The sequence below is a fragment of the Streptomyces sp. NPDC025833 genome (assembly GCF_055558055.1).
This window is the reverse complement of sequence record NZ_JBVHNF010000013.1, coordinates 76520-100937: the sequence shown is the minus strand read 5'-3', so window position 1 is coordinate 100937 and position 24418 is coordinate 76520. Positions and strand designations below refer to the sequence as shown.

Genomic DNA, 24418 nt, shown 5'->3' with positions numbered 1-24418 from the left:
ACGTGGACGAGGGTGAAGCTCTGTGAACCTGACCGGAAACTCGATCGTTGCCGGGCATGACATTCCCGGTGCCGGCGAAGCATGGCGTGGCACTGTGGCGGCGACGGGCGAGCCCCGGGGGCCACGGCTGCGCGACGCCTCACCGGAGCATGTCGCGCGAGCGGCAGAGCTCGCCGCGAGCTGCGCACGCGACTACCGGGCCCTGTCCCCGCACCGGCGTGCCGCATTCCTGGACGCCTGTGCGGAGGAGATCGAGGCATTGGGCAGTGACCTCCTGGAGCTCGCCGCGAGCGAGTCCGGGCTACCGCTCAATCGCCTGACCGGCGAACGCGGGCGCACCTGCGGGCAATTGCGCATGTTCGCCGACCTCATCCGGGACGGGGACCCTCTCGGTGTCCGTGTCGACCCCGCCCTCCCCGAGCGCCAGCCGCTTCCCCGGCCGGATCTGCGCCTACGCAGGATCGGCGTCGGCCCCGTGGCCGTTTTCGGTGCGAGCAACTTCCCGCTGGCCTTCTCCGTCGCCGGCGGTGACACGGCGTCCGCGCTCGCTGCCGGCTGCCCGGTCATCGCCAAGGCGCACCCGGCACATCCCGGCACGTGCGAGCTCGTCGGCCGCGCCGTCACCGCGGCCGCCCGGCGCACCGGCATGCCCGCGGGTGTCTTCTCCTTGCTGGTCGGCCGCAGCACCGAGGTCGGTCAGGCGCTGGTCCGCGACCCGCGGATCGCGGCCGTCGGATTCACCGGCTCACGGGCCGGCGGGCTTGCGCTGGTCGAAGCCGCCAACGCCCGGCCCGTACCCATCCTCGTCCACGCCGAGATGTCAGCCGTCAATCCCGTGATCGTCCTCGATGGCGCCCTGGCCGATCCCGTGCCCCTCGCCGCCGGGTACGTGGCGTCGCTGACCAACGGCTCGGGACAGTTCTGCACCAACCCCGGTCTGCTACTGCTGCCGGCAGGCGACGCGGGCGACGCCTTCTGCAAGGCTGTGGCGGACACGCTGGCCCACACGACGGGACAGGTCATGCTCACCCCGGGTATCGCTGACGCCTTCACCGTCGGGATGCAGCGGTGGGCGTCCGTCAACGGTGTCTCCCTCGTCGCCCAAGGGGTGCCCGGGGAGAGCCCGTACGCGCCCTCCCCCGTCGTCCTCACGTGCGACGCCGCCACCTACTCGGCCCACGAGGACCTCACCGGTGAAGTCTTCGGCGCGGCAGGACTCATCGTGCGCTGGTCCGACGCCGCCGAACTCACCGCGCTCGTGGAAGGCATCGAAGGACAGCTGACAGCCACCCTGCACGGCACCGACGACGACCTGACCACGGCCCAACGTCTGCTGCCCGTCCTGGAAGAACGCGCCGGACGCATCCTGTGGGGTGGCTGGCCGACCGGGGTCGAGGTGTGTCACGCCATGGTGCACGGTGGCCCATGGCCCGCGACATCCTCGCCCACGACGACGAGCGTCGGAACCCTGGCGATCGAACGCTGGCTTCGGCCGGTCTGCTACCAGTCCTTTCCCGACCCGCTCCTGCCCCCGGAACTGCGTTCCGACAACCCGCTTGGCCTCACCCGGCTCCTGGACGGCGAACTCGCCCCCCGCAACGAGGTATCGGCGACTGGATCTGTGTGTGACCTGTCGGCAGACGTCAGCGGCGCATCCGGGGACGCTCCGCGTTCGTGACAGCCCGCAGCACCCATTCGGCCGGGCCGTATCGGTACCGTGCGAACCAGCGTCGGCTCAGCTCCAGTTGCACCGCGAAGATGCCGACGGCGACGACCGGCACGACCGCCGGCGGCGTGTCTCCGGTCAGTCCGAGCCCTACGCCGGTGAAGATCAGCACGCCCAGCAGGGACTGACCGAGATAGTTCGACAGCGCCATCCGGCCGGCCGGCGCGAGCGCCCGTGCCAGCCGGCCGCCGCGCGGGGTGGCGAACACCCGTAGCAGGGTCGCCACGTAGGCGCTGACCAGCAACGGCGCGGTCAGGATGCTCGCCGCCAGCCCGGCCGGGCTGGTGGTGCCGCCATCGATCGCGAAGACCAGCGCGCCGGCGAGCCCGCACGGGTACCCGACCACCTGCAGTCGGCGCAGCGCGACCGTGTGCCTGCCGACCCCGTCGGCAAGCAACTTCAGCCGCCCGGCGGCCAGCCCGACAAGGAACGCGGCACATGCGAGCGGGCCCTGCACGGCAAGACTTCCGGCCATCGCCGGCAGCGAGCGCAGGTGCTCGCCGATCACCGATCCCAGGCCGCCGGCAAGCGCGTCGGTCGACGCGCGACCGCCGGCGAGCGCGGCGTCCTGGTCGGTGACCAGTTCGACGCCGGTCAGCGCAGCCACGGCCATCCCGACCGCCATGACACCGACGATCGTCCCTGCGGCGATGACCGCAGTCCTCGGCTGGATCCGGTGCACGGCAAGCAGAACGAGGCCAAGCAGCGCGTAGGTGGCCAGGATGTCGCCCTGGAACAACAGCACCGCGTGCAGGCCGCCGAGCCGGCGGACGAACCGCGCGGTGAAGTTCGCGCCGGCACTGCCCGCGGCGGCCAGCTGCAAGGTGAAGCTGTAGCCGAACAGGAATGAGAACAGTAGGTAGAACTTCATCTCGAACAGCAACCGGACCCCGAACTCGACGGAGTCGTCCGGCCAGGAGCCGTGCGCCGGATCGGCGACGAGGTGGAACGGGTAGCCGGAGGCGAAGTACGCAAGATTCACGACGAGGATGCCGAACAGCGCGAACCCGCGCAGCGCGTCGACATCAATCAATCGGGTGGAAGTGCGCGGTCGCAGCGTTTCCGTCATGCAAGAACGTTAGGAACGCTGGGGGCCTGGCAGGAGCCGGTGCACCCGACATTCCGTGGTGGGGCCGGCCCTACCGGTCGGGGCGGGGCCGGCCCTAACGGTGGCCGGCCGCTCGGCAAGGTCCATGCTGGTCCTCACCAACCACGAACCCAGCGCACAGCAGACCCGTGACCAGTGACCTCACGCTGCACACTGCTCATCGGGAGCGAAGCGGGGGATGTGTGTGGTCAACTGATCGTGAGCCGCCATCCGACCTCTCCGTCGTGCCACTGGTCGGTGGGGGTAAGGCCGGCTGCGGTGGCGACGGCGGCGGATGCCTCGTGGTCCGGGTGGATGTGGGCGATGACCGTGTGCACCGGATAGTTCCGGAGCCATGCGACGAGTCCTTGGGCGGCCTCGGTGGCGATGCCGCGCCGCTGCCAGCGGGTCCCTACCACCCAGGCGATCTCCGCAGCGGTTCCGCGGTCGTCGGCGGTGACCGTCGCCTGGACATAGCCGGTCAGGCAGGCGGGGTCGCGGAGCTGGATGACCCAGTTGCACCAGGATTCGCCCGGGCGGGGTGAGCCGGTCACCAAGCGTTCGTAGCGGGCGCGCAGATCCTGGGCGGTGTCCGGGGTGCCGCCGATGAAGGTGTGCAGGTCAGGGTCGGACAACACCGCGGCCATCTCGTCGGCGTGCTCGACCCGCAGGGGAAGCAAGGCCAGCCGGTCGGTGTGGATGGTTCCGGGCTCGAGGGTGATCACGCTGCCTCCTGGTCGGGATGTTCGACGAGTATGCCGCGCCCGAAGCAGGCGCCGGCCCGGACCAGAGCGCGCGCCACCGGTGCTGCGACTCGACCGGCTCGAAGACCGTCGCGAGGACGGCGGCTCGGGGTCCGGTGCCCCTGGTGGCCCTGGTCCGTGGCCGGACGATGGCGAACGGACCGCTCGTACCCCCGGCGATGACGCGCTCCAGATCACAGCCGTGCGCGCGGCCGGGGGCTCCCCAAACGCTGGTGACACCCGCGTACGTCATCGACGTGTGCCCGGCCGTGGTGACGACGCCGGGCAGCGCCGAGCGGTTCCGGTCACGCCCGTCCGCCGGACGCGGCGCGTTCGGCCACAGCCAGCCGTTGCGGGCGAGGTCGGAAGAGGTGCGCGTGGGGAGCCGGGCGGGTCGGTGCGTGAGATCGGCCTCGTCGGGAGTCGGTCCGCGTTCGGCCCCACCGTGAGCACGGCGTGCCGCAGGCGCGGGACGCGGATCCGTACCGCCGGGGCCCCGGCGTGCGCCGCGGCCACCTCGGGCAGCGGCAGATCCAGCTCGGCGACCTCAAGGGCAGGCCCACGCCCAGTTCCCGCAGGGTCCGCACGAGGGCGGAAGAATCGTAGCGGCGGTGGCCGGCCAGGCTCCGTCGAGGCGCCGCCGGCAGCCGCCGCAAGGGCGTGGTGCCGGTCTCGGCGACGAACCGGCGGGCCAACATGCGGGGCGAGGGCGGCGCTACTTCACCGCTCCGGTGCGGAACGGGTGACCGCCGTCGTCGATCCGTAGCGTGCCCGAGCGGGATCCCCGGGTCCAGCTCAGTTCCAGGTACCAGCGCACCTCACTCTTCGACGTGTGCGCGGTGACGTCCAGGACCAGGGGGGTCCCGGCGGACGCCTCGTACGGGAAGCCGCGCCTCGGGCTCACGGCCCGGGGCTCGGGGGCGTCCAGGTCCACAGCGAACGGATGCTGTGCGTCTGCGCCTTGGCAGTCCGCATAGGTGACTTCGGCGGGAGGGGCCTCGGCGGACAGTACCCGGACGTCCATGGCGGTCATGGTCACGGGGCCCTCTGCCGTACTTCGCACCTGCAGGCGGAATGTCGTGGGACGGGTCCGAGTGCCGTCCGTCCGGGGGCAGTCGTCGTCGGACGGGACGACGGCCACCGAGAGGGGGACGTTCCCTCCGGCCGCCCCGACCTCCTCGGTCGACGGGTCGGGCACCATGATGGCCGGGACCGTCGGGTCCGGTACCGACTCGGCGCGGAACCGGTCGATGACCAGCGCTCCGGAGGTACTGAGGGCGACCACGGCGACCCCCAGCAGGACGTACCGGGAGACGAGTTGGCGGGCTCGCGGCCTCGGCCCCGCAACGGCCGGCGGACTCTGGACGGCCGGTACCGGCGCGGGCACCGCCACCTGCGCATCCTCCGGCGGGCTCGCCGCCCTCCCGCGCCGCGCCTCGTCCGCCACCGCCCATCGCCGGTGCAGCTCCAGCAGCTCCTCGGGGTCCGCCCGGCAGATCCGGCCGAAGCGTTCGACCGGGGCGAACTCGGCCGGCACCGAGTCACCGGTGCAATAGCGGTGCAACGTCGAGGTACCCAGGTGCATGCGGCCCGCGAGAGCGCCGTAGCTGAGGCCCGCGCGCTCCTTCAGCGAGCGCAGCATCTCGCCCAGCCCGGCCGCCGTACCGGAGTCCCTCACCGTCCCCATCCCACCCACACGTCCCACCCCGTGTCCCATGCGGCCACATCCCGCCTGGTCAGGGGATGCGGAACGTCCCGGCATCCCGGAACTGCCGTCCGGGCCGGCCCGGGACGGACGTCCCGGGCATGCTGTGATCACCAACCGGCGAGCCCGACAAGGGGATCATCACATATCTCGCCGGACGACTCGCGCGCGCACGCGCGGCTCTCCAGTCGACCGACCGATCCGCCCAGGATGGAAGTGATCACCGTCATACGCCAGACCCGCTCATCCCGAAGATCCCTGGTGCGCCGGCCGACGGTGGTGGCGAGGAGCACCGTGCTCGGTGTGCTCCTCGCCCTGCTGCTGTCCGTATCCGGCGTCTTCCTCTCCGCCACCCCCGCCCGGGCGAACGACTACTACAGCAGCATCACCGAAGCCTCCGCGGCCAACGTCGACTGGATGTCACGCGTCCCGGACGGGACCAACCTCGCCTGGCTCTCGGTGCCCGGCACCCATGACAGCCTCGCGCTCTGCGGGGACACACCGGACCCGGACTCGGACCAGTGCTCGGGCATCGTCACCAGCATCACCCAGACGCAGGAGAACCACGGCTTCAGCGCGAAGACCCTGACCACCCAGTTCGACGCCGGCATCCGGGCACTCGACATCCGGGTCCGGGTCGACAAGGGGGACGAAGGGCTGAAGTTCACCGTCCACCACGGCGCCACCTATCAGTACGCCAACTTCACCGACGTACTGAACGCCACCCACGACTTCCTGAGCGACCACCCCGGCGAAACCGTCCTGATGAACCTGAAGGCGGAGTGCACCGGCTCCACCTTCTCCTGCAAGGACGCCGGCGGGTTCGGGACCGACGAGTGGCGCAAGAAGATCTTCGACTCCTATCTGGACGGCCGCTCGTACACCGGGGAGGGTGACGAGAGCACCCCGTCGACCGCCTGGCGCAACCTGTTCTGGGGCCCCTCGGTCACCGGCAGGAGCCAGTCGAGCCGCGTCCCGACGCTCGGCGAGGTACGCGGCAAGGTCGTGCTCCTCGGCTACCGGAACACCGGCGGCGGCATCTTCGACGGCTACGGGCTCGAGCAGCCCTACCCGGCCGGCGGCTCCAACGAGCAGTACGTGCAGGACGACTTCGAGCTGTCCACCATCAGCGACATCGACGACAAGTGGGAGAAGGTCCGCGCGCACCTGCGCCGGACCAACGGCACCTGGGACGGCAGCCGCCCCGGTGAGAAGGAGCACGACTACGAGCAGGACGCGCTGTATCTGAACTACACCAGCGGCTCCGGGACCGGCGTCCACCCCTACACGGTGGCGGGCGGCACCCCGACGGCGACCGGTGTGAACAACTTCCTCATCCAGTGCCTGCGCGCCGAGAAGGACCGGTGCCCGGAGTTCTACGCCGGACGCGACGACCGGTTCGGCGGGCGGTCCGACCTGGACCGTACGGGCGTCATGATGATGGACTTCCCCGGCGGGGAGCTCATCGACGAGATCATCGCCCGCAACTCCGTGACGCACACCGACATCCGCGACGTCATGGTGGTCGGCGATTCCATCAGCCACGGGTACGAGGGCGACCGCACCTGGCGCTACCGGCTGTGGGACTGGGCCAGGAGCAAGAAGTGGCCGGTCACCTTCGTCGGACCGTACCGGGGCACCGTACAGCAAGCCGACGCGCAGCCGCCGCGGCCGCCGGCACTGGGCGAGAGCGATGGCGGCGGCGAGTCCACGGAGCCGGGTCCGGGCGACCCGCGCGTCCAGGGCGAGTACGCCGAGGACGTGAACGCCGGGTTCTCCGCCGGCGGCTCGGATCACTACGCCCTCTGGGGCCGTTCACTGACCCGGACCGCGCCGACCATCAAGCCGGTGATGCAGGAGCTGAAGGCCAAGGGCCGGACGCCCGACCTGCTCCTGGTCGAGCTGGGCTTCAACGACATCGGCTGGTACGGGGCGGGCGCCGATCTGGTCGGCACCATGAAGGAGTTCGTGGACAACGCGCGGGCGGTCAACCCGGACGTGCGGATCGTCCTGGCCAACGTCCCCCATCGGACCACCCTGGGCGACGCGAACCCCGGTCTCCCCCAGCGCATCAGCGACTACAACGCGGCCCTCGCCAAGGCGGCCCCCGGCTGGAGCACCAGCGCCTCGCCGGTGGAGCTGGCCGACCTGGACAAGGCGATGGGCTGCGACCCCAAGGCGACGACCTGCGCCACCACCTACGACGGGTTGCATCCCAACGCCCTCGGCGAGTACCGCATCGCCCAGGCGTTCGGCACCGTGCTGCACCAGGAGTTCGGCATCGGCGCCGCCGCGCCCGAGGTACCGGACAGCGCACCCGGCCGGTCGCTCGCCACGCCGTCCGGCATGAAGTTCGACGGCACCCAGCAGGGCGTCACCGCCACCTGGAACAAGGTCTTCGGCGCGCACACCTACGACGTTCAGTGGCGTGACGTCACCACCGACTCGAACGCGGACTGGCAGGACGTGGCGCCCGGCGTGAGCGCCCCGCGCTATGACATGTCCTGGCAGTTCACCGACCAGCCCTACGACGGCCACACCTACGAGGTACGGGCCCGCGCGGTCGCCGGTGACGGCTCGGCCAACCGTTCCCCGTGGTCCTCGGCGGTCCGGGGCAAGGCGGCGCCGACGACGGCGGGGCGGCCGCCGGGGCTCACCGCGACGGCCGGCGCGGGCGCGATCGACGTGCGCTGGTCGGCGCCGACCGACTCGCACAGCGGCTCGATCGTCCGGTACGCGGTGTGGGTGTACGACAAGAGCACCCCGATGAACCACTCCCGGATCATCGGCTACCCGGCCTCCGCCCGCTCCGCCAGGATCACGGGGGTCACGGCGGGTCACCAGTACGTGATCCTGGTCTGCGCCTGGAACGCGTCGGGTGAGGGAAAGCCCAGCATGAGCGACACGGTGGTCCCGGGCTAGCGACCGGGTGCGCCGTCTGTGCCGAGCGCTCCGTCCGGGGATACGTTCCGTCCGGATGGGGCGCTCGGCCACAGGCATCGAGGAGAGCACAGCGCGGCGATCAGGTGAGCCGGACAACTCGTCCAGCCCGTGGTGCCGTTCTCATGTCACGTCCCAGGGGCACAGCACTCTTGATCGTCTTCTGAGCGACGCCTAGGCTCTCATGCCCATGGAGATGGGGGAACCGGGCCACGGACGGCGGCCACTGCGCGGCCGGCTGGTCAGGCGTCGCGTAGCCGCGGGTCTGCTGGCCGGGGCAGGGCTTGTCATTCTGGGCACGGTGTTCGTCGTACTGCCGGGGGTGGTGGTCGAACACGATCTCGCCGGGGCGAGCGTCGCCGCGCAGGATCGGCTGAAGGCGGTGAACGACGTCCGTACGACGCTTCTACAGGTGATCGGCGGCCTGGTCGTGCTTTTCGGCGCGTACGCCACCTGGCGGCAACTACGGGTGAGTCAGGACGGATTGCGCGCCACCCAGGAAGGTTACGTCACCGACCGGTTCAGCCGGGCCGTCGACCAGCTCGGCAGCGGCAAGCTGGATGTGCGCATCGGCGGGTTGCACGCGCTGTGGCGGATCGCGGAGCAGTCCGCCCGTGACCGGGAGGCCATCATCTCCATCCAGGCCGCGTATCTGCGCACCCACCTGCCCTGGCCACCCGCCGGGCCGGAATCACCGGCGGCGGACGTACCCATCAACGACATCGCGCCCCTGGAGACCCGCGCTGCCGACGCCCAGGTGGCGCTGACCGCGCTCGGTGTGCTGTGCAAGCACCGGGAGCAGTCCTGGGTCAATCTCAGCGTCACCGACCTGCGTCGGGCAGACTGCGACGGACTGTGGTTGCACGAGGTCAACTTCGACCGCGCCTGCATGGAGGCGGCGGGCCTGTACCACGCCAATCTGACCCAGGCGTCCCTGGTCTCGGTCAACCTGAGGCACGCCGACCTCACGACTGCGATCATGCGCCGGGTCCGCTGCGTCCTGGCCGACCTCCGGGCCGCGAAGCTGGTCCAAACCGACCTGTGTGACGCGGACTTCAGCGAGACCGACCTGCGCGAGGCGAACCTGCGCAAGGCCACCGCCCATGGTGCGGTCTTCCACCGCGCCGACCTCCGGATGGCCGACTTGCGCGGCACCGACCTGAGCACCGCCAACCTTGTCGAAGCACGCCTGACCGGGGCCCTTGCCAGTGAGCACACCCGTTGGCCCGCCGGCTTCGACCACACGGCCGCCGGGGTCGTCGACACCGATGACCCCGGACCCGAGCCCTCGCCCCTGCTCCAGCCGCCCGGGATGACGTGGCAGGCACCGCCGCTGCGGTCCGCTCCCTGACCAGGACGCGTCGGTCAGGTCCGCGGAGACCGCGATCCGTCTGACCGGCGTCCCCCGGGCCCCCGGGCCCCCAGGAAGACCCCTTCACACGTCAAGCCGCGCCGCCCAATTCCCGGGACCGGCGGACGAACACCTCGTGCAGGTCCTGCGCGGCCTGTGGCACGGAGTCCGTCTTGCGGCGCTGGAGCATGAGCAGAACCGCGGGGACGTCACCGCCGAGCGGCCGGTAAGTGATGGTGCCGAGCCGCTGCAAGGGGTCGCCGACCACGCTGAAGTCCGGCAGGACCGTCACCCCGAGTCCTTCGGCCACCATCAGCTTGCCCATCTCCGCGCCGTCCGTCGAGTACGAGAAGGCGGGGACGGCGCCGTCCAGGAGCCGGTGCACCAGCCGGTGCATGACGTAACCGGAGCGCATCGCGACCAGCGGCTCCGTCAGCAGTTCCGGGACGGTCACGACGGAGCGCGAGGCGAGCGGGCTGTCGGAACGCATGCACACCACGGGCCGGCCCCGCAGCAGACGGGTGGAGTCCATGTCGGCGGGTGTGTCATCACCCTCCAAGTGGTTGACGAGGCCGAGGTCGAAGGCGCCTTCGGACAGGCCCCGTTGGATCTCCGTCTGCTGCGCCCCCACCACCTCGACCTGGGTCAGCGGATGTTCCGCCCGGAACGCCCGCACCACCGGCACGAGCAGCGGCACGGTCGCCGCGTTCACCGTGCCGACCCGCACCATGCGGCTGATCCGGTGCTGCTCCCCCGCCGCGGCGCGCAGCCGGTCCACCGCCTCCAGCACTCGCACGATGTGCGGCAGCAGTTCCCTGCCCTCCGCGCTCATCGTCGCCCCGGTCCTCTTCCGGTCCAGGAGGTCGACCCCCAGCTCCCGCTCCAGGTTCCGTACGGTCTCGCTCAGCGCGGGCTGCGAAAGACGCAATTCCTCCGCCGCCCGGCGCAAAGATCCGAGCCGGGTCACCGTCGCTATGTATTCGAGCTGTTCGGTCCGCACTTCGGCATCGTGCGTCCGAATCGGCGGGCGGTTCAAGGGTTACCCTGTCACAGGATCGTGAAATCCCATGGTCAGCGGCCTGGAATGCGTCGGGTTTCCCTTGACGGGCCGCGTGACGGCCTGCCACCATCATCGGCATGAAGAAGCGACTGGAACTCACGCGGCGACGCCATGTCGACCTCGCACGCGTCTCCAGCACCTCCTGTCGCGCCGCGGCCTGATCCGCGATCCGCCGCCTTCTTCCCTCACGCTCGCACTGCCTGACCGGCTCACACGCCTGCTGAACGACCGGCCCGGCCCCGGTGCGGCAGGCCGTCCCCGGCCGGTGCGACTTCCTCGCGGTGAATTCGCCTGACAGGCCCTCCCGTGCTCTCCCCATGCTCTTCCCCGTGCCTACGCACGCCCCTGCGCATTCTCATGTTCCGCAACAGGAGTTCCGCATGCCCGCGCCCGTCAAATTCGCCTACTGGGTTCCCAATGTCAGCGGCGGTCTGGTCACCAGCGCCATTGAACAGCGCACCGACTGGGGATACGAATACAACCGCGAACTCGCCGTGCTCGCCGAGAACAACGGCTTCGAGTACGCCCTCAGTCAGGTCCGCTACATGGCCAGCTACGGCGCCGAGTACCAGCACGAGTCGACCAGCTTCAGCCTGGCCCTGCTGCTCGCCACCGAGCGGCTCAAGGTCATCGCCGCCGTGCACCCCGGTCTGTGGCACCCCGGCGTCCTCGCCAAGTTCGGCGCCACCGCCGACCACCTCTCCCGGGGCCGTTTCGCCGTGAACGTCGTCAGCGGCTGGTTCAAGGGGGAGTTCACGGCGCTGGGCGAGCCCTGGCTGGAGCACGACGAGCGCTACCGGCGCGCCGAGGAGTTCATCCGAGCCCTGCGCCAGGTCTGGACGGAGGACCACACCGAGCTGGCCGGCGACTTCTACCGGCTGCGCGACTTCTCCCTCAAGCCCAAGCCGCTCAACACCCCGGAGCGTCCCCACCCCGAGATCTTCCAGGGCGGCAACTCCACCGCGGCTCGTGCCATGGCCGGACGGGTCTCCGACTGGTACTTCTCCAACGGCAGGGACTTCGACGGTGTCGTCGAGCAGCTCACCGACGTCCGTACCGCAGCCCGCCAGGCCGGGCGCACCGCACCGAAGTTCGGCCTCAACGGCTTCCTCATCGCCCGGGACACCGAGGCAGAGGCCCGCGACACGCTGCGCGAGATCGTCGCCAAGGCGGACCGGAAGGCCGTGGAAGGCTTCGGCGCCGCGGTCAAGCAGGCCGGGCGGTCCACCGCCGACGGCAAGGGCATGTGGGAGAACTCCACCTTCGAGGACCTCGTCCAGTACAACGACGGATTCCGCACCGGTCTGATCGGCACCCCCGAGCAGGTCGCCGAGCGGATCGTCGCCTACCGCAAGCTCGGCGTCGACCTTCTGCTGCTCGGCTTCCTCCACTACCACGAGGAGGTCGCCTACTTCGGCACGCGGGTGCTGCCGCTGGTGCGCGAGCTGGAGGCGCAGCTCGGCGACGAAGAGCCGGAGCCCGCGACCGTACCGGTGTGACCACCCCGTACCCATCCGGCACTCGCGCCCGCACCCGAGACCCGAGCCGCGTACACCCGCCACAGCCACCCACCGCGGCCCCCACCACAGCCACCACCCGCACCACGAAAGAGGTACCCGTATGAGCACCTCCGCCCTGCCCGACTGGCAGACCCGTCCGGTCCCGCGGACCGCCGAGGAGTGGATCGCCCGCGCCGCCGAGGTGGCCTCGGTCCTCGCCACCGACGCCGCCGCCCGCGACCGGGCCGGTGCCACCCCGTACGCCGAGGTACAGCTACTGAAGGACTCCGGCCTGGTAACCCTGCTGGGCCCGGTCGCGCACGGAGGCGCGGGTGAGAACTGGGTCACCGCCTACCGCGTGGTCCGCGAGGTCTCCAAGGCCGACGGCTCCGTCGGCCAGCTCCTGGGCTACCACTACCTGTGGAACTGGGCGGCCCGGCTGGTCGGCACGCGCGAGCAGTGGGAGCACGTCGAGGCCGAGGCGGCCCGCAACCGCTGGTTCTTCGGCGGGGCCGTCAACCCGCGGGACGCGGACGTCGTCGTGACCGAGGACGGCGACGACCTGGTCTTCACCGGCCGCAAGTCGTTCTCCACGGGCAGCAAGGTCTCCGACGTCACCGTGCTGGAAGGGGTCTTCGAAGGCACCGACCGGCACGTCTTCGCGATCGTCCCCTCCGACAGCCCGGGCCTGACCTTCCACGACGACTGGGACAACATCGGCCAGCGGCTCACCGAGAGCGGCGGGGTCACCCTCGACGGGGTGCGCACCCCCTGGTCGTCGGCGGCCGGCTACGTCGACGGTGAGTTCGTCCCCCGCGTCTACAACACCCTCAACGTCCCCACCATCCAGTTGGTCTTCGTCAGTTTCTACCTCGGCATCGCGGGCGGCGCCCTGCAGACGGCGGCCACCTACACCCGGGAGAAGTCCCGGTCGTGGCTGCACGGCGGTTACGAGCGCGCCGTCGACGAGCCGTACGTCATCGACGTCTACGGCGACCTCACCTCGAAGCTGTGGGCCGTGGAAGCCCTCGCCGACGCCGTCGCCGCCGAGGGCCAGCGGCTGCACGACGACCCCGACGCGGTCACCGAGCAGGCGCGCGGCGAGTTCGAGGTCCGGGTGGCCGCGGCCAAGGCCCGTGCCACCGATGTCGCCTTGGAGATCTCCAGCCGGATCTTCGAGGTCACCGGGGCCCGCGCCACGAGCACCGCCGAGGGTCTGGACCGGTTCTGGCGCAACGTCCGCACCCACACCCTGCACGATCCCGTCGCCTACAAGCGGCGCGAGGTCGGCCGCTGGGTCCTCGAAGGCACGCTGCCCGAACCCACCTGGTACTCCTGACCACCACGGGGCGCCGCACCCGTATGCGGCGCCCCGCCTTCCCGAAGCGAGAAGCCCATGGCCACCGTCCTGTCCGTCTCCGGCAGCCCCTCCGCCTCCTCCCGCACCGCCCGCCTGCTGCGCCACCTCGACCGGCGGCTGACCGCCCAGGGCCACGAGGTGATCCCGCTCGACGTCCGTACGATTCCCGGCGAGGCCCTGCTCGGCGCGGACTTCCGGCATCCCGCGATCGTCGCGGCCACCGAACTGTTCGCGGCGGCGGACGGGGTCGTGGTCGGCACCCCCGTCTACAAGGCCTCCTACTCCGGGGTGCTCAAGGCGCTCCTGGACCTGCTCCCGCAGTACGCGCTGGCCGACAAGACCGTGCTGCCGCTGGCCACCGGCGGTTCCACCGCACACGTACTCGCCGTCGACTACGCCCTGCGGCCGGTGCTCAGCTCCATGGGCGCAGCGCACATAGTGCAGGGCTGGTTCATCCTCGACAAGGACATAACCGTGGGCGAGGACGGCTCCGTGACCGTCGCTCCGGCCGGCGCGGCGGCGCTGGAGCGCATCGTCGACCGGTTCTCCGCGGCCCTGCACCATACGCCCCTGCTGGCTCCGGCGGGCTGAGCCCATGACCGCGCACGTCGTCGCCGACGACGCCGAGGCCCTCAAGGTCGCCGCCGCGCTGGCCGAGGAATTCCGGGCGGGTGCCGCCGAGCGCGACGCCGGGCGGCGGCTGCCGCGCGCCGAACTCGACCGGCTCTCCCGGTCGGGTCTGCTCGGCGTCACCGTCCCCGCTGAGCACGGCGGCGCCGATGTCTCGACCGCCACCCTCGCCGAGATCTTCCGGCTGCTGGCCACCGCCGACGCCAGCATCGCGCAGATCCCGCAGAGCCACTTCGCCTACGTCAACGTCATCCGCCGGCAGGGCACGGCCGAGCAGCAGGCGTTCTTCTCCGCCGAACTGCTCGCCGGCAAGCGGCTGGGCAACGCCCAGTCGGAGGCGGGCACCCGGCACGTCCAGGACTTCCGTACCCGCCTGTGCCCCCGGCCGGACGGCTCCTTCTCCTTGAACGGCGTCAAGAACTACTGCACCGGTGCCCTCTTCGCGCACTGGATCCCCGTGCTGGCCCTCGCCGGGGACGACCGGCCGCACGTGGCCTACGTGCCGAGTGACGCGCCGGGCGTCACGGTCGTGGACGACTGGGACGGTCTCGGCCAGCGGACCACCGCCAGCGGCACCGTCCGGCTGACGGACGTGATCGTTCCGGCCGACCGGGTCCTGCCCCACCACCTCACCTTCGAGGGGCCGCAACTGCACGGCGCCGTCGCCCAGTTGCTGCACGCCGCGATCGACGCCGGCATCGCGCGGGGAGCGCTCGCCGAAGCGGTCGGTTTCGTCCGTACGAAGAGCCGCCCCTGGTTCGAAAGCGGTCTGGAGACGGCCGCCGAGGACCCGCTGCTGATCCAGCGCTTCGGTGAGCTCGCCATCGGGGTGCGGGCGGCGGAGGCGCTGCTGCGGGAGGCCGCGCGCGCCGTGGACACCGCGCGCGCCGACCTGACCGACGACACGGCGGCGGCCGCGTCGATCGCCGTGGCCACCGCCAAGGTCCAGGCCGCGCAGAGCGCGGTGGAGGTCGCGAACGCCCTCTTCGAGGTCTCCGGCACCCGGTCGGCGCTCGCCTCCCTCAACCTGCACCGCCACTGGCGCGACGCCCGCACCCACACCCTCCACGACCCGGTGCGCTGGAAGATCCAGCACATCGGACGCCACGTCCTCACCGGCACCCGGCCGCCCCGTCACGGCCTGCTGTGATCCCTTCGCCCGACGCACGCCCGGCCGGCGCGCCCCGCCGCTTCCCCGCCGCTTCCCCACACGGAGACTGACGTGTCCCTCACCTTCCACTGGTTCCTGCCCACCAACGGCGACAGCCGTGATGTCGTCGGCGGTGGCCACGGCACACCGGCCAAGGCCCTGGGCCGGAGCCGGCCGCCGACGGTCGCCTACCTGAGCCAGATCGCCCGCGCCGCCGAGGACCTGGGCTTCGAGGGCGCGCTCACCCCGACCGGCGCCTGGTGCGAGGACGCCTGGCTGACCACCGCGATGGTCGCCCAGCACACCGAACGGCTGAAGTTCCTGGTCGCCTTCCGCCCCGGCCTCACCTCGCCCACGCTCGCCGCGCAGATGGCCGCCACCTTCCAGCAGCAGACGGGCGGCCGGCTCCTGCTCAACGTCGTCACCGGTGGCGAGAGCCACGAGCAGCGCGCGTACGGCGACTTCCTCGACAAGGATGACCGCTACCGCCGTACCGGGGAGTTCCTGGAGATCGTCCGCGCGCTGTGGCAGGGCAAGACCGTCGACGCGCACGGCGAGCATCTGCGGGTCCAGGAGGCGAAGCTGGCCAGGCTGCCCGACCCGGTGCCCGAGGTGTACTTCGGCGGCTCCTCACCGATCGCGGGCGACATCGCGGCCCGGCACAGCGACGTGTACCTCACCTGGGGCGAGCCGCCGGCCCAGGTCGCCGAAAAAATCGCCTGGATACGCGGGCTGGCGGCGGCCCAGGGCCGCACCGTGCGCTTCGGTGTCCGGCTGCACGTCATCACCCGGGACACCGCCGAAGAGGCGTGGGCCGAGGCCCGGCGTCTGCTGGCCGGGTTCGACGAGGCCACCGTGCGGTCGGTGCAGGAGGGGCTGGCCCGCAGCGAGTCCGAGGGCCAGCGGCGCATGCTGGCCCTGCACGGGGGCAGCCGCGACCGGCTGGAGATCCACCCCAACCTGTGGGCGGGCATCGGCCTGGTGCGGGGTGGAGCGGGCACCTCCCTGGTCGGCAGCCACGAGGAGGTCGCCGAGCGGATCAAGGAGTACGCCGCCCTGGGCATCGACGAGTTCGTGCTCTCCGGCTACCCGCACCTGGAGGAGGCGTACTGGTTCGGTGAGAGCGTCCTGCCCCGGCTGGCGGCGGCGGGCCTGTGGACACCCCCGCCCGGCACTCCTGTCACGGGCGCCGCCCGGGTGCCGTTCGCCGGCTGACCACGCCGGAGGCGGCCGCGCCCCGAGGGCGCGGCCCCGACCCCGCAAAGAGGGGCCGGAGTGCCGTGCGTCCCTTGGCTGGACCCTGTCTCGGCCCCGTGCCCCGCAGGTCGTCCGTTACGACCGCCTCCTGATCGCCCGTGTCCCGTGGCAGTGGGCCTTGACCGGTTGCCACCGAGCTTCGACCGCGTGGAGTCGCTCTACCGGCGGACCGCCGAGATCAGTCCGCCGGGCCACTCCGCGCGCCGCACAGGGGTGTCGACCGGGCGGCCGTAGACGGCGGCACACTCGCGCAGCGTGTGGCAGCCGACCTCCCAGCCGTGCCCGGCCAGCCGGCCCACCGGGTCGTCGGGCATCTCCGAGACCCACATGGACCCCGCCGACCCCGGCACGGCGTCCCCGCCGAAGCGCTCGATCACGCCGCGCGAACCCAGCGTCAGCCCCATCCGGCTGCCTGCCGCCGACCGCGCACCGATCCGGGCCGGCAGCAGTTCCACCGCGTCCTCCGGCAGACGGATCAGCAGCCCTTCGGCGATCCACACGGTCGGCACCGCCGGGTCGTGTCCCGCGGCGGCCAGCGCTTCCGGCCAGTCCGCACGCAGATCCACGGCGACGGTGCTGCGCTCGCAGCGCGCGACGGCCCGTTCCCGGCGCAGCACAGAAGCCCTGAAGTCCAGGGGCGCGGCGGTGTCGACCTCGAACAGCCGGGTGCCCTCGGGCCAGTCCATGCGGAAGGCCCGGCTGTCCATGCCGGCGCCGAACAGCACGACCTGCCGGACCCCGGCCGCGGAGGCCTGCCGCAACAGGCCGTCCAGGAACTTCGTCCTGATGACGATCGAGACCGACACGGCCGGCCGGCGGCGTCGCGCGGCCTCGTCGGCAGGCGGTGGCGAGGAGGGCCACAGGCCGCCAGCGGCGGCGAAGGCCCGTGCCGGCGGATCGTGGAACAGCGCGCCCCCCGCTCGCTATCCAGCGCCCGCACCCTGGCCACCCCCACCGCCGTGGCCCACACCCCCGACGGCCGCACCCGCTCCTGCTCCTCAGCCACCGCGCCAGCCCAGGTGATCATGGTGGACGCGGACCGAGGCAGTGCCCCCGGACCGCACCGCGGCGGCCCGCACGGCGGACCGAGCCCCCACCCCCGGGCAAATGCGGGCATCCAGAATGTACAGCTGCATGCCGGACAATAACCGCAAAGTGCGGCCATGGACAAATGATGCGTCAATTCTTGGCGCTTATTCTTGACTCGCGGGTAATAGCCCGCCGTGACAAGTGGAGACTCCGACGTTACTATTGCCCTGGATTCGGGGCCCGAACTCCCGTAATGGTTCGCCCCGTGCGGCCTTGAGTGGCCACCAGGCTGGAACGCGCCACCAGGGGGGAAGCCGTGCCTCAGCCAGCTATCCCTTCAGGGTTGGCTCTCATCCGTCCGACCAGGCGGATCGTCTCGCCGGAACATCGCGACCCGGACCGGCTCCACCTGCCGCAACGCCGCGCGCACACGCCGGGTCCACTGTTCCCGAGGATGTCACGGAGCTTTAACATCCGCACCAAAAACTCGAACCAAAGGTCCGCGAGAGTGGAACCGACCGCGGAACAGAAGCGTCTTACAGAGAGATTCCCATTTCCACACAGGTTGCCTACGTGCCAGTAATGCATCTCGACCCGGAATTTTCCTCCATCTAATTACCCGGCAGTATCCCTGTGGGAGTACGTCGCGTGCCCGCGAGTGTCATCGCCGGCCGCTCGCACACCGCCTCGAAGCCGCACCGGAGCGGACTTCCCTCCGGCGGGGTGGGCGTCATCCCGCGAGTAGGGTTCAACACATTCACAACATACTGAACGGCCAGGCGACGTCAGCCGTCGCTCTTGGAGCACGAGGGGTTCTGGTATGACCGAGAAGGGCGGACGCGGGCTGATGGTCCTCCACTCGTCACCTTTGATACGCAAAGCGATTCTCGATCTGTTCCGGGGCGATCCGAAAGTCACCGTACTGGGCGGCTGTCCACACCCGACCGCCGTCGACAGCCTCCCCGGCGGCCGGCCCGACGTCGCGCTCGTGGAGTACGAGCAGTGGCAGGAGGTCCTCGGGAACCTGGCGTACTTCAGCGGAACCCGCGTCATCCTCTACAGCAGGGACAACGCGCCCCGCAGCGTGGTGGACTGCATCAGGGGCGGGGCCGCCGGGTTCGTGCACGAGTCGTGCCCGCCCGAGTCCATCGTCAAGGGGCTGCACGACGTGCTGAGCGGGCGGAGCTTCTGGCACCTGGGCGCCGACGAGCCCCCGCCGTCGGCCCGGAACACCGGCATGCGCGGCAAGTGGAAGCTGAGCGGGCGCGAGGAGGAGATCCTCGGGCTCTTACTTCGCCGGCGCTCCAACGAGGAGATCGCCCAGGAGCTCTGCCTCACCCAGCAGACCGTCAAGAACTACGCGAGCCGGGTCTTCCACAAGGTGGGCGTGTCCGGGCGCAAGGAGCTGTTCAGAATGCTGAGGCACCACGGATGACCCCGTCACAGACGGCGCTCGGAGCGGCGCAGAGCCCTCTGCTCGTCGAGCGGAACGGGCGGGTGGTCACCCTCACGCTGCACCGGCCGCACCGCCGCAATGCGATGTCCACCGCGATGCTGGAGCAACTGGCAGCCGAACTGACCGGGTTGACCGATCGAAGGGGGCCGGTGCCGGGTGCGCTGGTGCTCACCGGCGCCGGTGGGACCTTCTCCAGCGGCGCGGACACCCGTGAGCCCGACTGGCGCGATCTGTCACGCCGCGCGGTGCGGCGGGCCCATTTCCGTACGGTGTTCAGGGCGTTGCACGAGGCCCCCTTCCCCGTGATATCGGCCGTCGAGGGGTACGCACTCGGAGGCGGGCTCGAACTGGCCCTGGCCTGCGACCTGGTGGTGGCCGGCGAGGGGGCCCTGTTCGGCCTTCCGGAGCTGGGGGTGGGCGCGGTCCCGGGCGGTGGTGCGGTCCACTCGCTGCTCCGCCGGGCGGGACGCGGGGTGGCCGCGCGGATGCTGCTGATCCCCGGCGAGCGCGTGCGGGCGGACGAGCTGGTCCGGCTGGGCGCGGTGGAGCGCGCGGTGCCCGACGGCGGGGCGCTCGCCGAGGCGCGGGCGCTGGCGGAGTCGGTGGCCGCCGGTGATCCGGCGCTCCTTGAGGCGGGGGTCCGGCTGCTGCGGGACTCCGGGCACCTGGACCGCACGGCGGCGCTCGGGGTGGAGAACGGCTACTGGTGGCAGGCGGCTTCCGCCGCGAACCGGGGCCCGTCTGCGCCCTCGGACCGCCACTCCTGACCCTCCTGCGGCCTGAGCGCTTCGGGCCACGGGAGGCAGGCGCTCCGTTGCCCTTGGTGATGTCCGTGCATGCTCATGGGCCTCCCCCCGGACGCGGTCCCGCACTGGGCGTGGCGGCCGGTGTGCTCGTCGTCGGATATCCGCCGCAGGCCATCGCACCGAAGTCCGGCACCCCGGAGCCGCTGTCGAGCATCTCCCCGTGGGAATGGGCGCTGGGCAGCGACCCGCTGCTCAACGGCGTTCCCCGGGGCGGGGTCGCGCCGCTGGTGGTCCTCTCGGTCGTGATCGTCGCCGCCGGTACGTACGCGGTCGGCCGACGGGACGTCAAGAACGCCTGAACCGGCAGCCCGAAGCGGCCCGGTCCCTCCCCTCGCGGAGGCGCCGGGCCGCTTCCGTGCGTACGGGCGCGCCTACCGCACGGCGTTGACGTACCGGGTCGAAAACAGAGTACTGACAGTCATCAAACTAAACGTGCATGAGTACTTGACGGCCATATCGAGGCTCATGTAAAGGCAGTTAGCTTCGATCCATGGACAGCAGCCGAGCCCATCACCCGGACCCTTCCGATCCCATCGTGCTGACCGGCATCGGGTGCGTGCTGCCCGGCACCCCCGATGTCCATGCCTTCTGGCGCCACGTCTCCACCGGGACCCCGCAGGTGACCCGGCTGGAGAGGCCGGCGTTCGCCGCCGCGGGCCTGCCGGTCCACGCGGCCGCGCAGCTCGGTGCGTTCGACACCGCGGCCCGGCTGCCGGACCTCGCGCCGGCGCACACCGCGAAGTACAACCGCGACATCCTGGCCACCATGGCCGCCGTGGGCGACGCGCTCGCGGACGCCGGGATCGCCCGGGGCCAGATCACCCCGGAGCGGCTGAGCATCATCCAGTCCTCGTCCCGCGGCCCGCTGTCCTGGTGGGCCGAGACCATCACGGCGGACCCGGACCAGGACCCGTACGGCGGCAAGGCGACGGCCATGTTCCGCGGTCTCGCCGGCTGCCCGGCCACCCTGGCCGCCATCGCCGTCGGAGCGAAGGGCCTGGTCACCACGGTCAGCAGCGCCTGCGTCGGCGGTCACCACGCGATCGGCCTCGCGCTGCGCGAGCTGCGTTCGGGCAGCGCCGACGTGGTCCTCGCCGGGGGCCACGAGTTCCCCATCACCCCCGAGGTCGCCCGCTGCTACCTCGGCCTCGGGGACGGCGTGCTCTCGCCGGAGAAGGAGGACCCCGCCTCCGCCGTGCGCCCCTACGACCGCGACCGGCGCGGATTCGCCCTGGGCGAGGGCGCGATGACGCTCTGCCTGGAGCGCGAGTCCTCCGCCCGGGAGCGCGGCGCCCGGATCTACGCACGCGTCCTGGGCCACCGCGCGCTCAACGAGGCCAACCACGCCACCAGCATGGACCTGGTCGGCGATGTCACCGCCTCGGTCGTCGCGGGGGTGCTCGACGACGCCGGGCGCAAGCCGGAGGAGCTCGGCTACGTCTGCGGCCACGGCACCGCCACCCGGTACAACGACCTCGCCGAGAGCCGGGCCCTGCGCCGGCTGCTGCCGCACCACGACGACGCCGACCTGCCGCCGCACGGCTCCAACAAGCCCATCTACGGCCACACCTTCGGCATGGCCGGAATCATCAACGTCGCCGCCACCTCGCTGATGCTCCACCACCAGCGGCTGGCGCCGACCGCCAACCACCGCACACCGGACCCCGAGTGCGACCACGACCACGTCGCCGAGGGGCCGCGCGACACCGAGTTCGACCTCGCGGTCTCGCTGTCCTTCGCCTTCGGCTCGCAGACGTCCGTCATGGCCCTGGAGCACGCATGACCACAGCGCTCGACCGCCCTTCCGCCGCCAGCCGCCGGACCGGCCCCCTTCTGGCCGCCGACCCCGACGACCTGGTACGCCGCTTCGTCCGCGAGGGCGACCACGTACACGCGGCGGCGACGATGTCGCGGCCCAACGCCCTGCTGAACGCGGTCTGCCGGGCCTTCGCCGGAAGCCGCAGCCTGACCGTGAGCACGACCGCCGTGCACTCCAGCGCCCACGCGCTGGCCCTTTCCGGCGCCGTACGGAAGGTGATCACCGGCTTCGTCGGGGACACCTACCCCTCGCCGCGCCCCAACCGCCTCTACCGCGACCTGGCCGAGGGCCGGCCGTTCGAGGTGGAGATGTGGTCGCTGCTGAGCTACACCCAGCGGCTGATTGCCGGGGCGCTCGGCCAGCCCTTCGCCACCACCGGCTCGATGCTCGCCGAGACCGACCTCCGCAACGGCAAGGAGGGCAGCCTCCACCTGGTGCCGCACCCCGAGGACCCGGAGCGCACCGTCACCCTGCTCAGCCCGCTGCGTCCGCGCCTCACCCTCTTCCACGGCGTCGTCGCGGACCGCCGGGGCAACGTCGTGGCCTGTCCCCCGCTGGGTGAGGGGCCCTGGGCCGCGTACGCCGCCACCGACGGCGTCCTCGCCTCCGTGGAGGCGATCGTCGACGACGAGGTGATCGCGGCGATGCCGGACCGGGTGGTGATCCCCGCCGCCCGCGTCCTCGGCCTGTGCGAGGCCCCGCTCGGCGCCCATCCGCAGTCGCTGCGCACGGGCGGGCTCGCCGGAGTCGACGGCTACCTGGACGACTACGACTTCCTCACCGGCATCGTCGCCGCCTGCAAGACCCCGGAGACCGCCGCCGCCTGGTACGAGGAGTGGGTCGGCGGGGTGTCGGGGCACGCCGAGTACCTGGCGAAGCTGGGCGAGCGGCGCCGCACCGGACTGGTCTTCCCCGCTCCCCCGGGCGGCCCCGCCGCCGCGGGGAAGACCCCCGCCCCGGTGGATGCGACCACCGCGCCCACCGAGCAGGAGCAGCTCATCGTGCTCGGCGCCCGCGCCGTCGCCGACCTGGTCCGGGAGCGCGGCTACGACACGCTGCTCGCCGGGATCGGCACCTCGCACATGTCGGCGTGGCTGGCGGCCCGGCTGCTGGCGGACGACGGCGTCCAGGTGCAGGTGGCCGCCGAGCTGGGCCTCCAGTCGATGGACCCCGAGCCCGGCGACGTCTTCCTCTTCAGCCAGCGGCACGCCGAGCGCTCGCAGATGCTGGCGGGCGTCGCGGAGACGCTGGGCGGCGCGGTCGCCGCCAACCCGCGCTGCCTGGGCGTGCTGTCGGCGGCGGAGATCGACCCGCGCGCCAACATCAACACGACGCTGCTGCCGGACGGCCGCTGGATCACCGGATCCGGCGGGGCCAACGACATCGCCTCGTCCGTGGACTGCGTGGTGATCGCGGTCGCCTCGGCCCGCCGCTACGTGCCGCGGCTGACGCACCTCACCAGTCCGGGCCTGCGGGTCCGCGACGTGATCAGCCAGTTCGGGCGCTTCACCCGTGCGGGAGCCGGCGACGCCTTCGAGCTGACGAGCTGGCTGCCGCCGGTGCCCGGCCGGGGCCGTACCGAGGCGGACCTGCCCGACGGGCCCGAGGCGGCGGTCCGCGACCTCACCGGCTGGGACTTCCCCGACGGCTCCACGGGGGTCGGCGCGTTCCTGACCGACGAGAAGGCCGTCACCACCCAAGAACTCTCGCTCCTGCGCACCATGGACCCGGAAGGCTGCTACCGATGACCACCACCGCCGAGACCGTCCCCGACCCGGTGACGGCCCATCTCCGCCCCCTGCCGCCCACCGCGATCGCCCCCGTGCGGCTCGCCGGGATCGGCCACTACTTCCCCGGCGAGCCGATCACCAACGCCCACTTCGAGCAGCTCGACGCGCTCGGCATCGACGACGCCTGGATCCGTGAGAACACCGGGATCGTCAGCCGCCACTGGCCGGCCGACGAGAAGGAGCGCGCGGTGGAGATGGCGGCCAAGGCGGTGGACGACGCGTTGAGCGCCGCCGGCCTGGAGCCCGACGACATCGACCTCGTCATCGGCACGACCTCGACGACCCGGCCGCGCACCAACCCCTCCAGCGCCACCAACAACTACATGGACATCTCGCTGCCGCTGCAGAAGCAGGTCGGGCTGCGCCACGCCACCTGCTTCGACGTCACCTCGGTGGCCTGCGCCGGCTTCATGTACGGCACCGCGACGGCCGCCTCGATGCTCCCGGCGCTCGGCATGCGCAACGCGCTGGTCGTCTGCGCGGAGAACCCCCGCCCGATCCTGAACTTCGACTACCGCTACTCGGCGCTGTTCGGGGCGGGGGCCGCCGCGGCGGTCTGGTCGGCGGACACCACGGAGCGCGGGCTGCTGGACGTGGCGCTGCACGCGGACGGCTCGTACTTCGACGCCTTCGACATCGACGAGAACGACAAGATGCTGATGCGCGGCCGGGAGGTCGGCGCGGTCGGCCCGAAGCTGCTCTCCCACGTGGGCCAGGAGATCCTGGAGCGCAACAACCTGACGGTGGACGACGTCGACTGGTTCGTGCCGCACCAGGGCAACCTGAACATGATCAATCAGGTGTGCCGGACGCTGGAGATCCCCCGCGAGAAGCTCCTCACCAACATCCAGGAGCGGGGCAACACCTCCAGCGTCTCCATCCCGAGCTGCCTCTCGGAGAACCTGCGCGCCGGGAAGATCCGCTCCGGCGATCTCGTCGCGACGATCGGCATCGGCCGCGGCTTCAGCTGGGGCGCGATGCTCCTGCGCGTTCCGTGAGCCCGGACGACT

General features: G+C 71.6%; 18 protein-coding genes and 1 pseudogene. 14 read left to right on the top strand and 5 right to left on the bottom strand.

Annotation, left to right across the window (positions count from 1 at the left end; genetic code table 11):
- Window positions 1-22 precede the first annotated feature (22 nt).
- Entirely contained in the window at window positions 23-1678 is a 1656-nt protein-coding gene (locus tag ACZ4K2_RS23945) for an aldehyde dehydrogenase (NADP(+)) (protein WP_467475784.1), read from the top strand.
- Here ACZ4K2_RS23945 and ACZ4K2_RS23940 read toward each other — a convergent pair.
- From ACZ4K2_RS23940 to ACZ4K2_RS23930, 3 genes are all read right to left on the bottom strand, one after another.
- Window positions 1644-2795: a DUF418 domain-containing protein gene (locus tag ACZ4K2_RS23940; RefSeq protein ID WP_467475785.1), complete on the bottom strand. Its 1152-nt coding sequence runs from the start codon at window positions 2793-2795 to the stop codon at window positions 1644-1646. The two genes, ACZ4K2_RS23945 and ACZ4K2_RS23940, sit on opposite strands and share 35 nt — an antisense overlap.
- Before the next feature lie 227 nt (window positions 2796-3022).
- The gene (locus tag ACZ4K2_RS23935; RefSeq protein ID WP_467475786.1) at window positions 3023-3538 is read right to left on the bottom strand and encodes a GNAT family N-acetyltransferase; all 516 of its coding nucleotides are present in this window, start codon (window positions 3536-3538) and stop codon (window positions 3023-3025) included.
- Between the two features lie 733 nt (window positions 3539-4271).
- Window positions 4272-5234, bottom strand: a complete 963-nt coding sequence (locus ACZ4K2_RS23930) for a helix-turn-helix domain-containing protein (protein ID WP_467475787.1) — start codon at window positions 5232-5234, stop codon at window positions 4272-4274.
- Between the two features lie 321 nt (window positions 5235-5555).
- Here ACZ4K2_RS23930 and ACZ4K2_RS23925 point away from each other — a divergent pair, with 321 nt between their 5' ends.
- Together ACZ4K2_RS23925 and ACZ4K2_RS23920 are read left to right on the top strand one after the other, a co-directional pair.
- On the top strand, window positions 5556-8183 hold the full coding sequence (locus ACZ4K2_RS23925) for a phosphatidylinositol-specific phospholipase C domain-containing protein (RefSeq protein WP_467475788.1): 2628 nt from the start codon (window positions 5556-5558) through the stop codon (window positions 8181-8183).
- A 214-nt stretch (window positions 8184-8397) separates the two neighbouring features.
- Window positions 8398-9552 (top strand): pentapeptide repeat-containing protein, encoded by a 1155-nt coding sequence (locus ACZ4K2_RS23920; protein WP_467475876.1) that lies wholly within the window; start codon window positions 8398-8400, stop codon window positions 9550-9552.
- A 91-nt stretch (window positions 9553-9643) separates the two neighbouring features.
- Here ACZ4K2_RS23920 and ACZ4K2_RS23915 read toward each other — a convergent pair whose 3' ends face one another.
- Window positions 9644-10552, bottom strand: a complete 909-nt coding sequence (locus tag ACZ4K2_RS23915; RefSeq protein WP_467475789.1) for a LysR family transcriptional regulator — start codon at window positions 10550-10552, stop codon at window positions 9644-9646.
- A gap of 440 nt (window positions 10553-10992) precedes the next feature.
- Here ACZ4K2_RS23915 and sfnG point away from each other — a divergent pair, with 440 nt between their 5' ends.
- From sfnG to ACZ4K2_RS23890, 5 genes are all read left to right on the top strand, one after another.
- Window positions 10993-12111 carry a dimethylsulfone monooxygenase SfnG gene (gene sfnG / locus ACZ4K2_RS23910; protein ID WP_467475790.1) on the top strand — a complete coding sequence of 373 codons (1119 nt, stop codon included), beginning with the start codon at window positions 10993-10995 and terminating at the stop codon, window positions 12109-12111.
- Between the two features lie 121 nt (window positions 12112-12232).
- Window positions 12233-13450, top strand: coding sequence for an acyl-CoA dehydrogenase family protein (locus tag ACZ4K2_RS23905; RefSeq protein WP_467475791.1), 1218 nt, complete (start codon window positions 12233-12235; stop codon window positions 13448-13450).
- Window positions 13451-13507: 57 nt separating this feature from the next.
- Window positions 13508-14062 (top strand): NADPH-dependent FMN reductase, encoded by a 555-nt coding sequence (gene ssuE / locus ACZ4K2_RS23900; protein ID WP_467475792.1) that lies wholly within the window; start codon window positions 13508-13510, stop codon window positions 14060-14062.
- A 4-nt stretch (window positions 14063-14066) separates the two neighbouring features.
- Window positions 14067-15251 (top strand): SfnB family sulfur acquisition oxidoreductase, encoded by a 1185-nt coding sequence (locus tag ACZ4K2_RS23895; RefSeq protein WP_467475793.1) that lies wholly within the window; start codon window positions 14067-14069, stop codon window positions 15249-15251.
- A 72-nt stretch (window positions 15252-15323) separates the two neighbouring features.
- Window positions 15324-16466: an LLM class flavin-dependent oxidoreductase gene (locus ACZ4K2_RS23890; RefSeq protein WP_467475794.1), complete on the top strand. Its 1143-nt coding sequence runs from the start codon at window positions 15324-15326 to the stop codon at window positions 16464-16466.
- Window positions 16467-16666: 200 nt separating this feature from the next.
- Here ACZ4K2_RS23890 and ACZ4K2_RS23885 read toward each other — a convergent pair.
- Window positions 16667-17478 (bottom strand): annotated as a pseudogene (locus tag ACZ4K2_RS23885) (SAM-dependent methyltransferase).
- A gap of 879 nt (window positions 17479-18357) precedes the next feature.
- On the opposite strand from ACZ4K2_RS23885, the gene ACZ4K2_RS23880 reads away from it, so the two are divergent.
- The 6 genes from ACZ4K2_RS23880 (at window position 18358) to ACZ4K2_RS23855 (ending at window position 24406) form a co-directional block, all read left to right on the top strand.
- On the top strand, window positions 18358-18972 hold the full coding sequence (locus ACZ4K2_RS23880; protein ID WP_467475795.1) for a LuxR C-terminal-related transcriptional regulator: 615 nt from the start codon (window positions 18358-18360) through the stop codon (window positions 18970-18972).
- Window positions 18969-19760 carry an enoyl-CoA hydratase/isomerase family protein gene (locus ACZ4K2_RS23875; RefSeq protein WP_467475796.1) on the top strand — a complete coding sequence of 264 codons (792 nt, stop codon included), beginning with the start codon at window positions 18969-18971 and terminating at the stop codon, window positions 19758-19760. Before ACZ4K2_RS23880 ends, ACZ4K2_RS23875 begins: the two co-directional genes overlap by 4 nt.
- Before the next feature lie 110 nt (window positions 19761-19870).
- Entirely contained in the window at window positions 19871-20098 is a 228-nt protein-coding gene (locus ACZ4K2_RS23870; RefSeq protein ID WP_467769966.1) for a hypothetical protein, read from the top strand.
- A gap of 191 nt (window positions 20099-20289) precedes the next feature.
- Window positions 20290-21582: a beta-ketoacyl-[acyl-carrier-protein] synthase family protein gene (locus ACZ4K2_RS23865; protein ID WP_467475798.1), complete on the top strand. Its 1293-nt coding sequence runs from the start codon at window positions 20290-20292 to the stop codon at window positions 21580-21582.
- On the top strand, window positions 21579-23366 hold the full coding sequence (locus ACZ4K2_RS23860; protein WP_467475799.1) for a CoA-transferase: 1788 nt from the start codon (window positions 21579-21581) through the stop codon (window positions 23364-23366). Before ACZ4K2_RS23865 ends, ACZ4K2_RS23860 begins: the two co-directional genes overlap by 4 nt.
- Window positions 23363-24406, top strand: coding sequence for a ketoacyl-ACP synthase III (locus tag ACZ4K2_RS23855; RefSeq protein ID WP_467475800.1), 1044 nt, complete (start codon window positions 23363-23365; stop codon window positions 24404-24406). The genes ACZ4K2_RS23860 and ACZ4K2_RS23855 overlap by 4 nt, the downstream gene beginning before the upstream one ends.
- Window positions 24407-24418: the final 12 nt, after the last annotated feature.

What these genes read in the sequence shown, in the direction of transcription:
- ACZ4K2_RS23940 (WP_467475785.1), bottom strand. Translation starts at nt 2,795, where the DNA reads ATGACGGAAACGCTGCGACCGCGCACTTCCACCCGATTGATTGATGTC.
- ACZ4K2_RS23920 (WP_467475876.1), top strand. Translation starts at nt 8,398, where the DNA reads ATGGGGGAACCGGGCCACGGACGGCGGCCACTGCGCGGCCGGCTGGTC.
- sfnG (WP_467475790.1), top strand. Translation starts at nt 10,993, where the DNA reads ATGCCCGCGCCCGTCAAATTCGCCTACTGGGTTCCCAATGTCAGCGGC.
- ACZ4K2_RS23905 (WP_467475791.1), top strand. Translation starts at nt 12,233, where the DNA reads ATGAGCACCTCCGCCCTGCCCGACTGGCAGACCCGTCCGGTCCCGCGG.
- ssuE (WP_467475792.1), top strand. Translation starts at nt 13,508, where the DNA reads ATGGCCACCGTCCTGTCCGTCTCCGGCAGCCCCTCCGCCTCCTCCCGC.
- ACZ4K2_RS23895 (WP_467475793.1), top strand. Translation starts at nt 14,067, where the DNA reads ATGACCGCGCACGTCGTCGCCGACGACGCCGAGGCCCTCAAGGTCGCC.
- ACZ4K2_RS23880 (WP_467475795.1), top strand. Translation starts at nt 18,358, where the DNA reads ATGACCGAGAAGGGCGGACGCGGGCTGATGGTCCTCCACTCGTCACCT.
- ACZ4K2_RS23875 (WP_467475796.1), top strand. Translation starts at nt 18,969, where the DNA reads ATGACCCCGTCACAGACGGCGCTCGGAGCGGCGCAGAGCCCTCTGCTC.
- ACZ4K2_RS23865 (WP_467475798.1), top strand. Translation starts at nt 20,290, where the DNA reads ATGGACAGCAGCCGAGCCCATCACCCGGACCCTTCCGATCCCATCGTG.
- ACZ4K2_RS23860 (WP_467475799.1), top strand. Translation starts at nt 21,579, where the DNA reads ATGACCACAGCGCTCGACCGCCCTTCCGCCGCCAGCCGCCGGACCGGC.
- ACZ4K2_RS23855 (WP_467475800.1), top strand. Translation starts at nt 23,363, where the DNA reads ATGACCACCACCGCCGAGACCGTCCCCGACCCGGTGACGGCCCATCTC.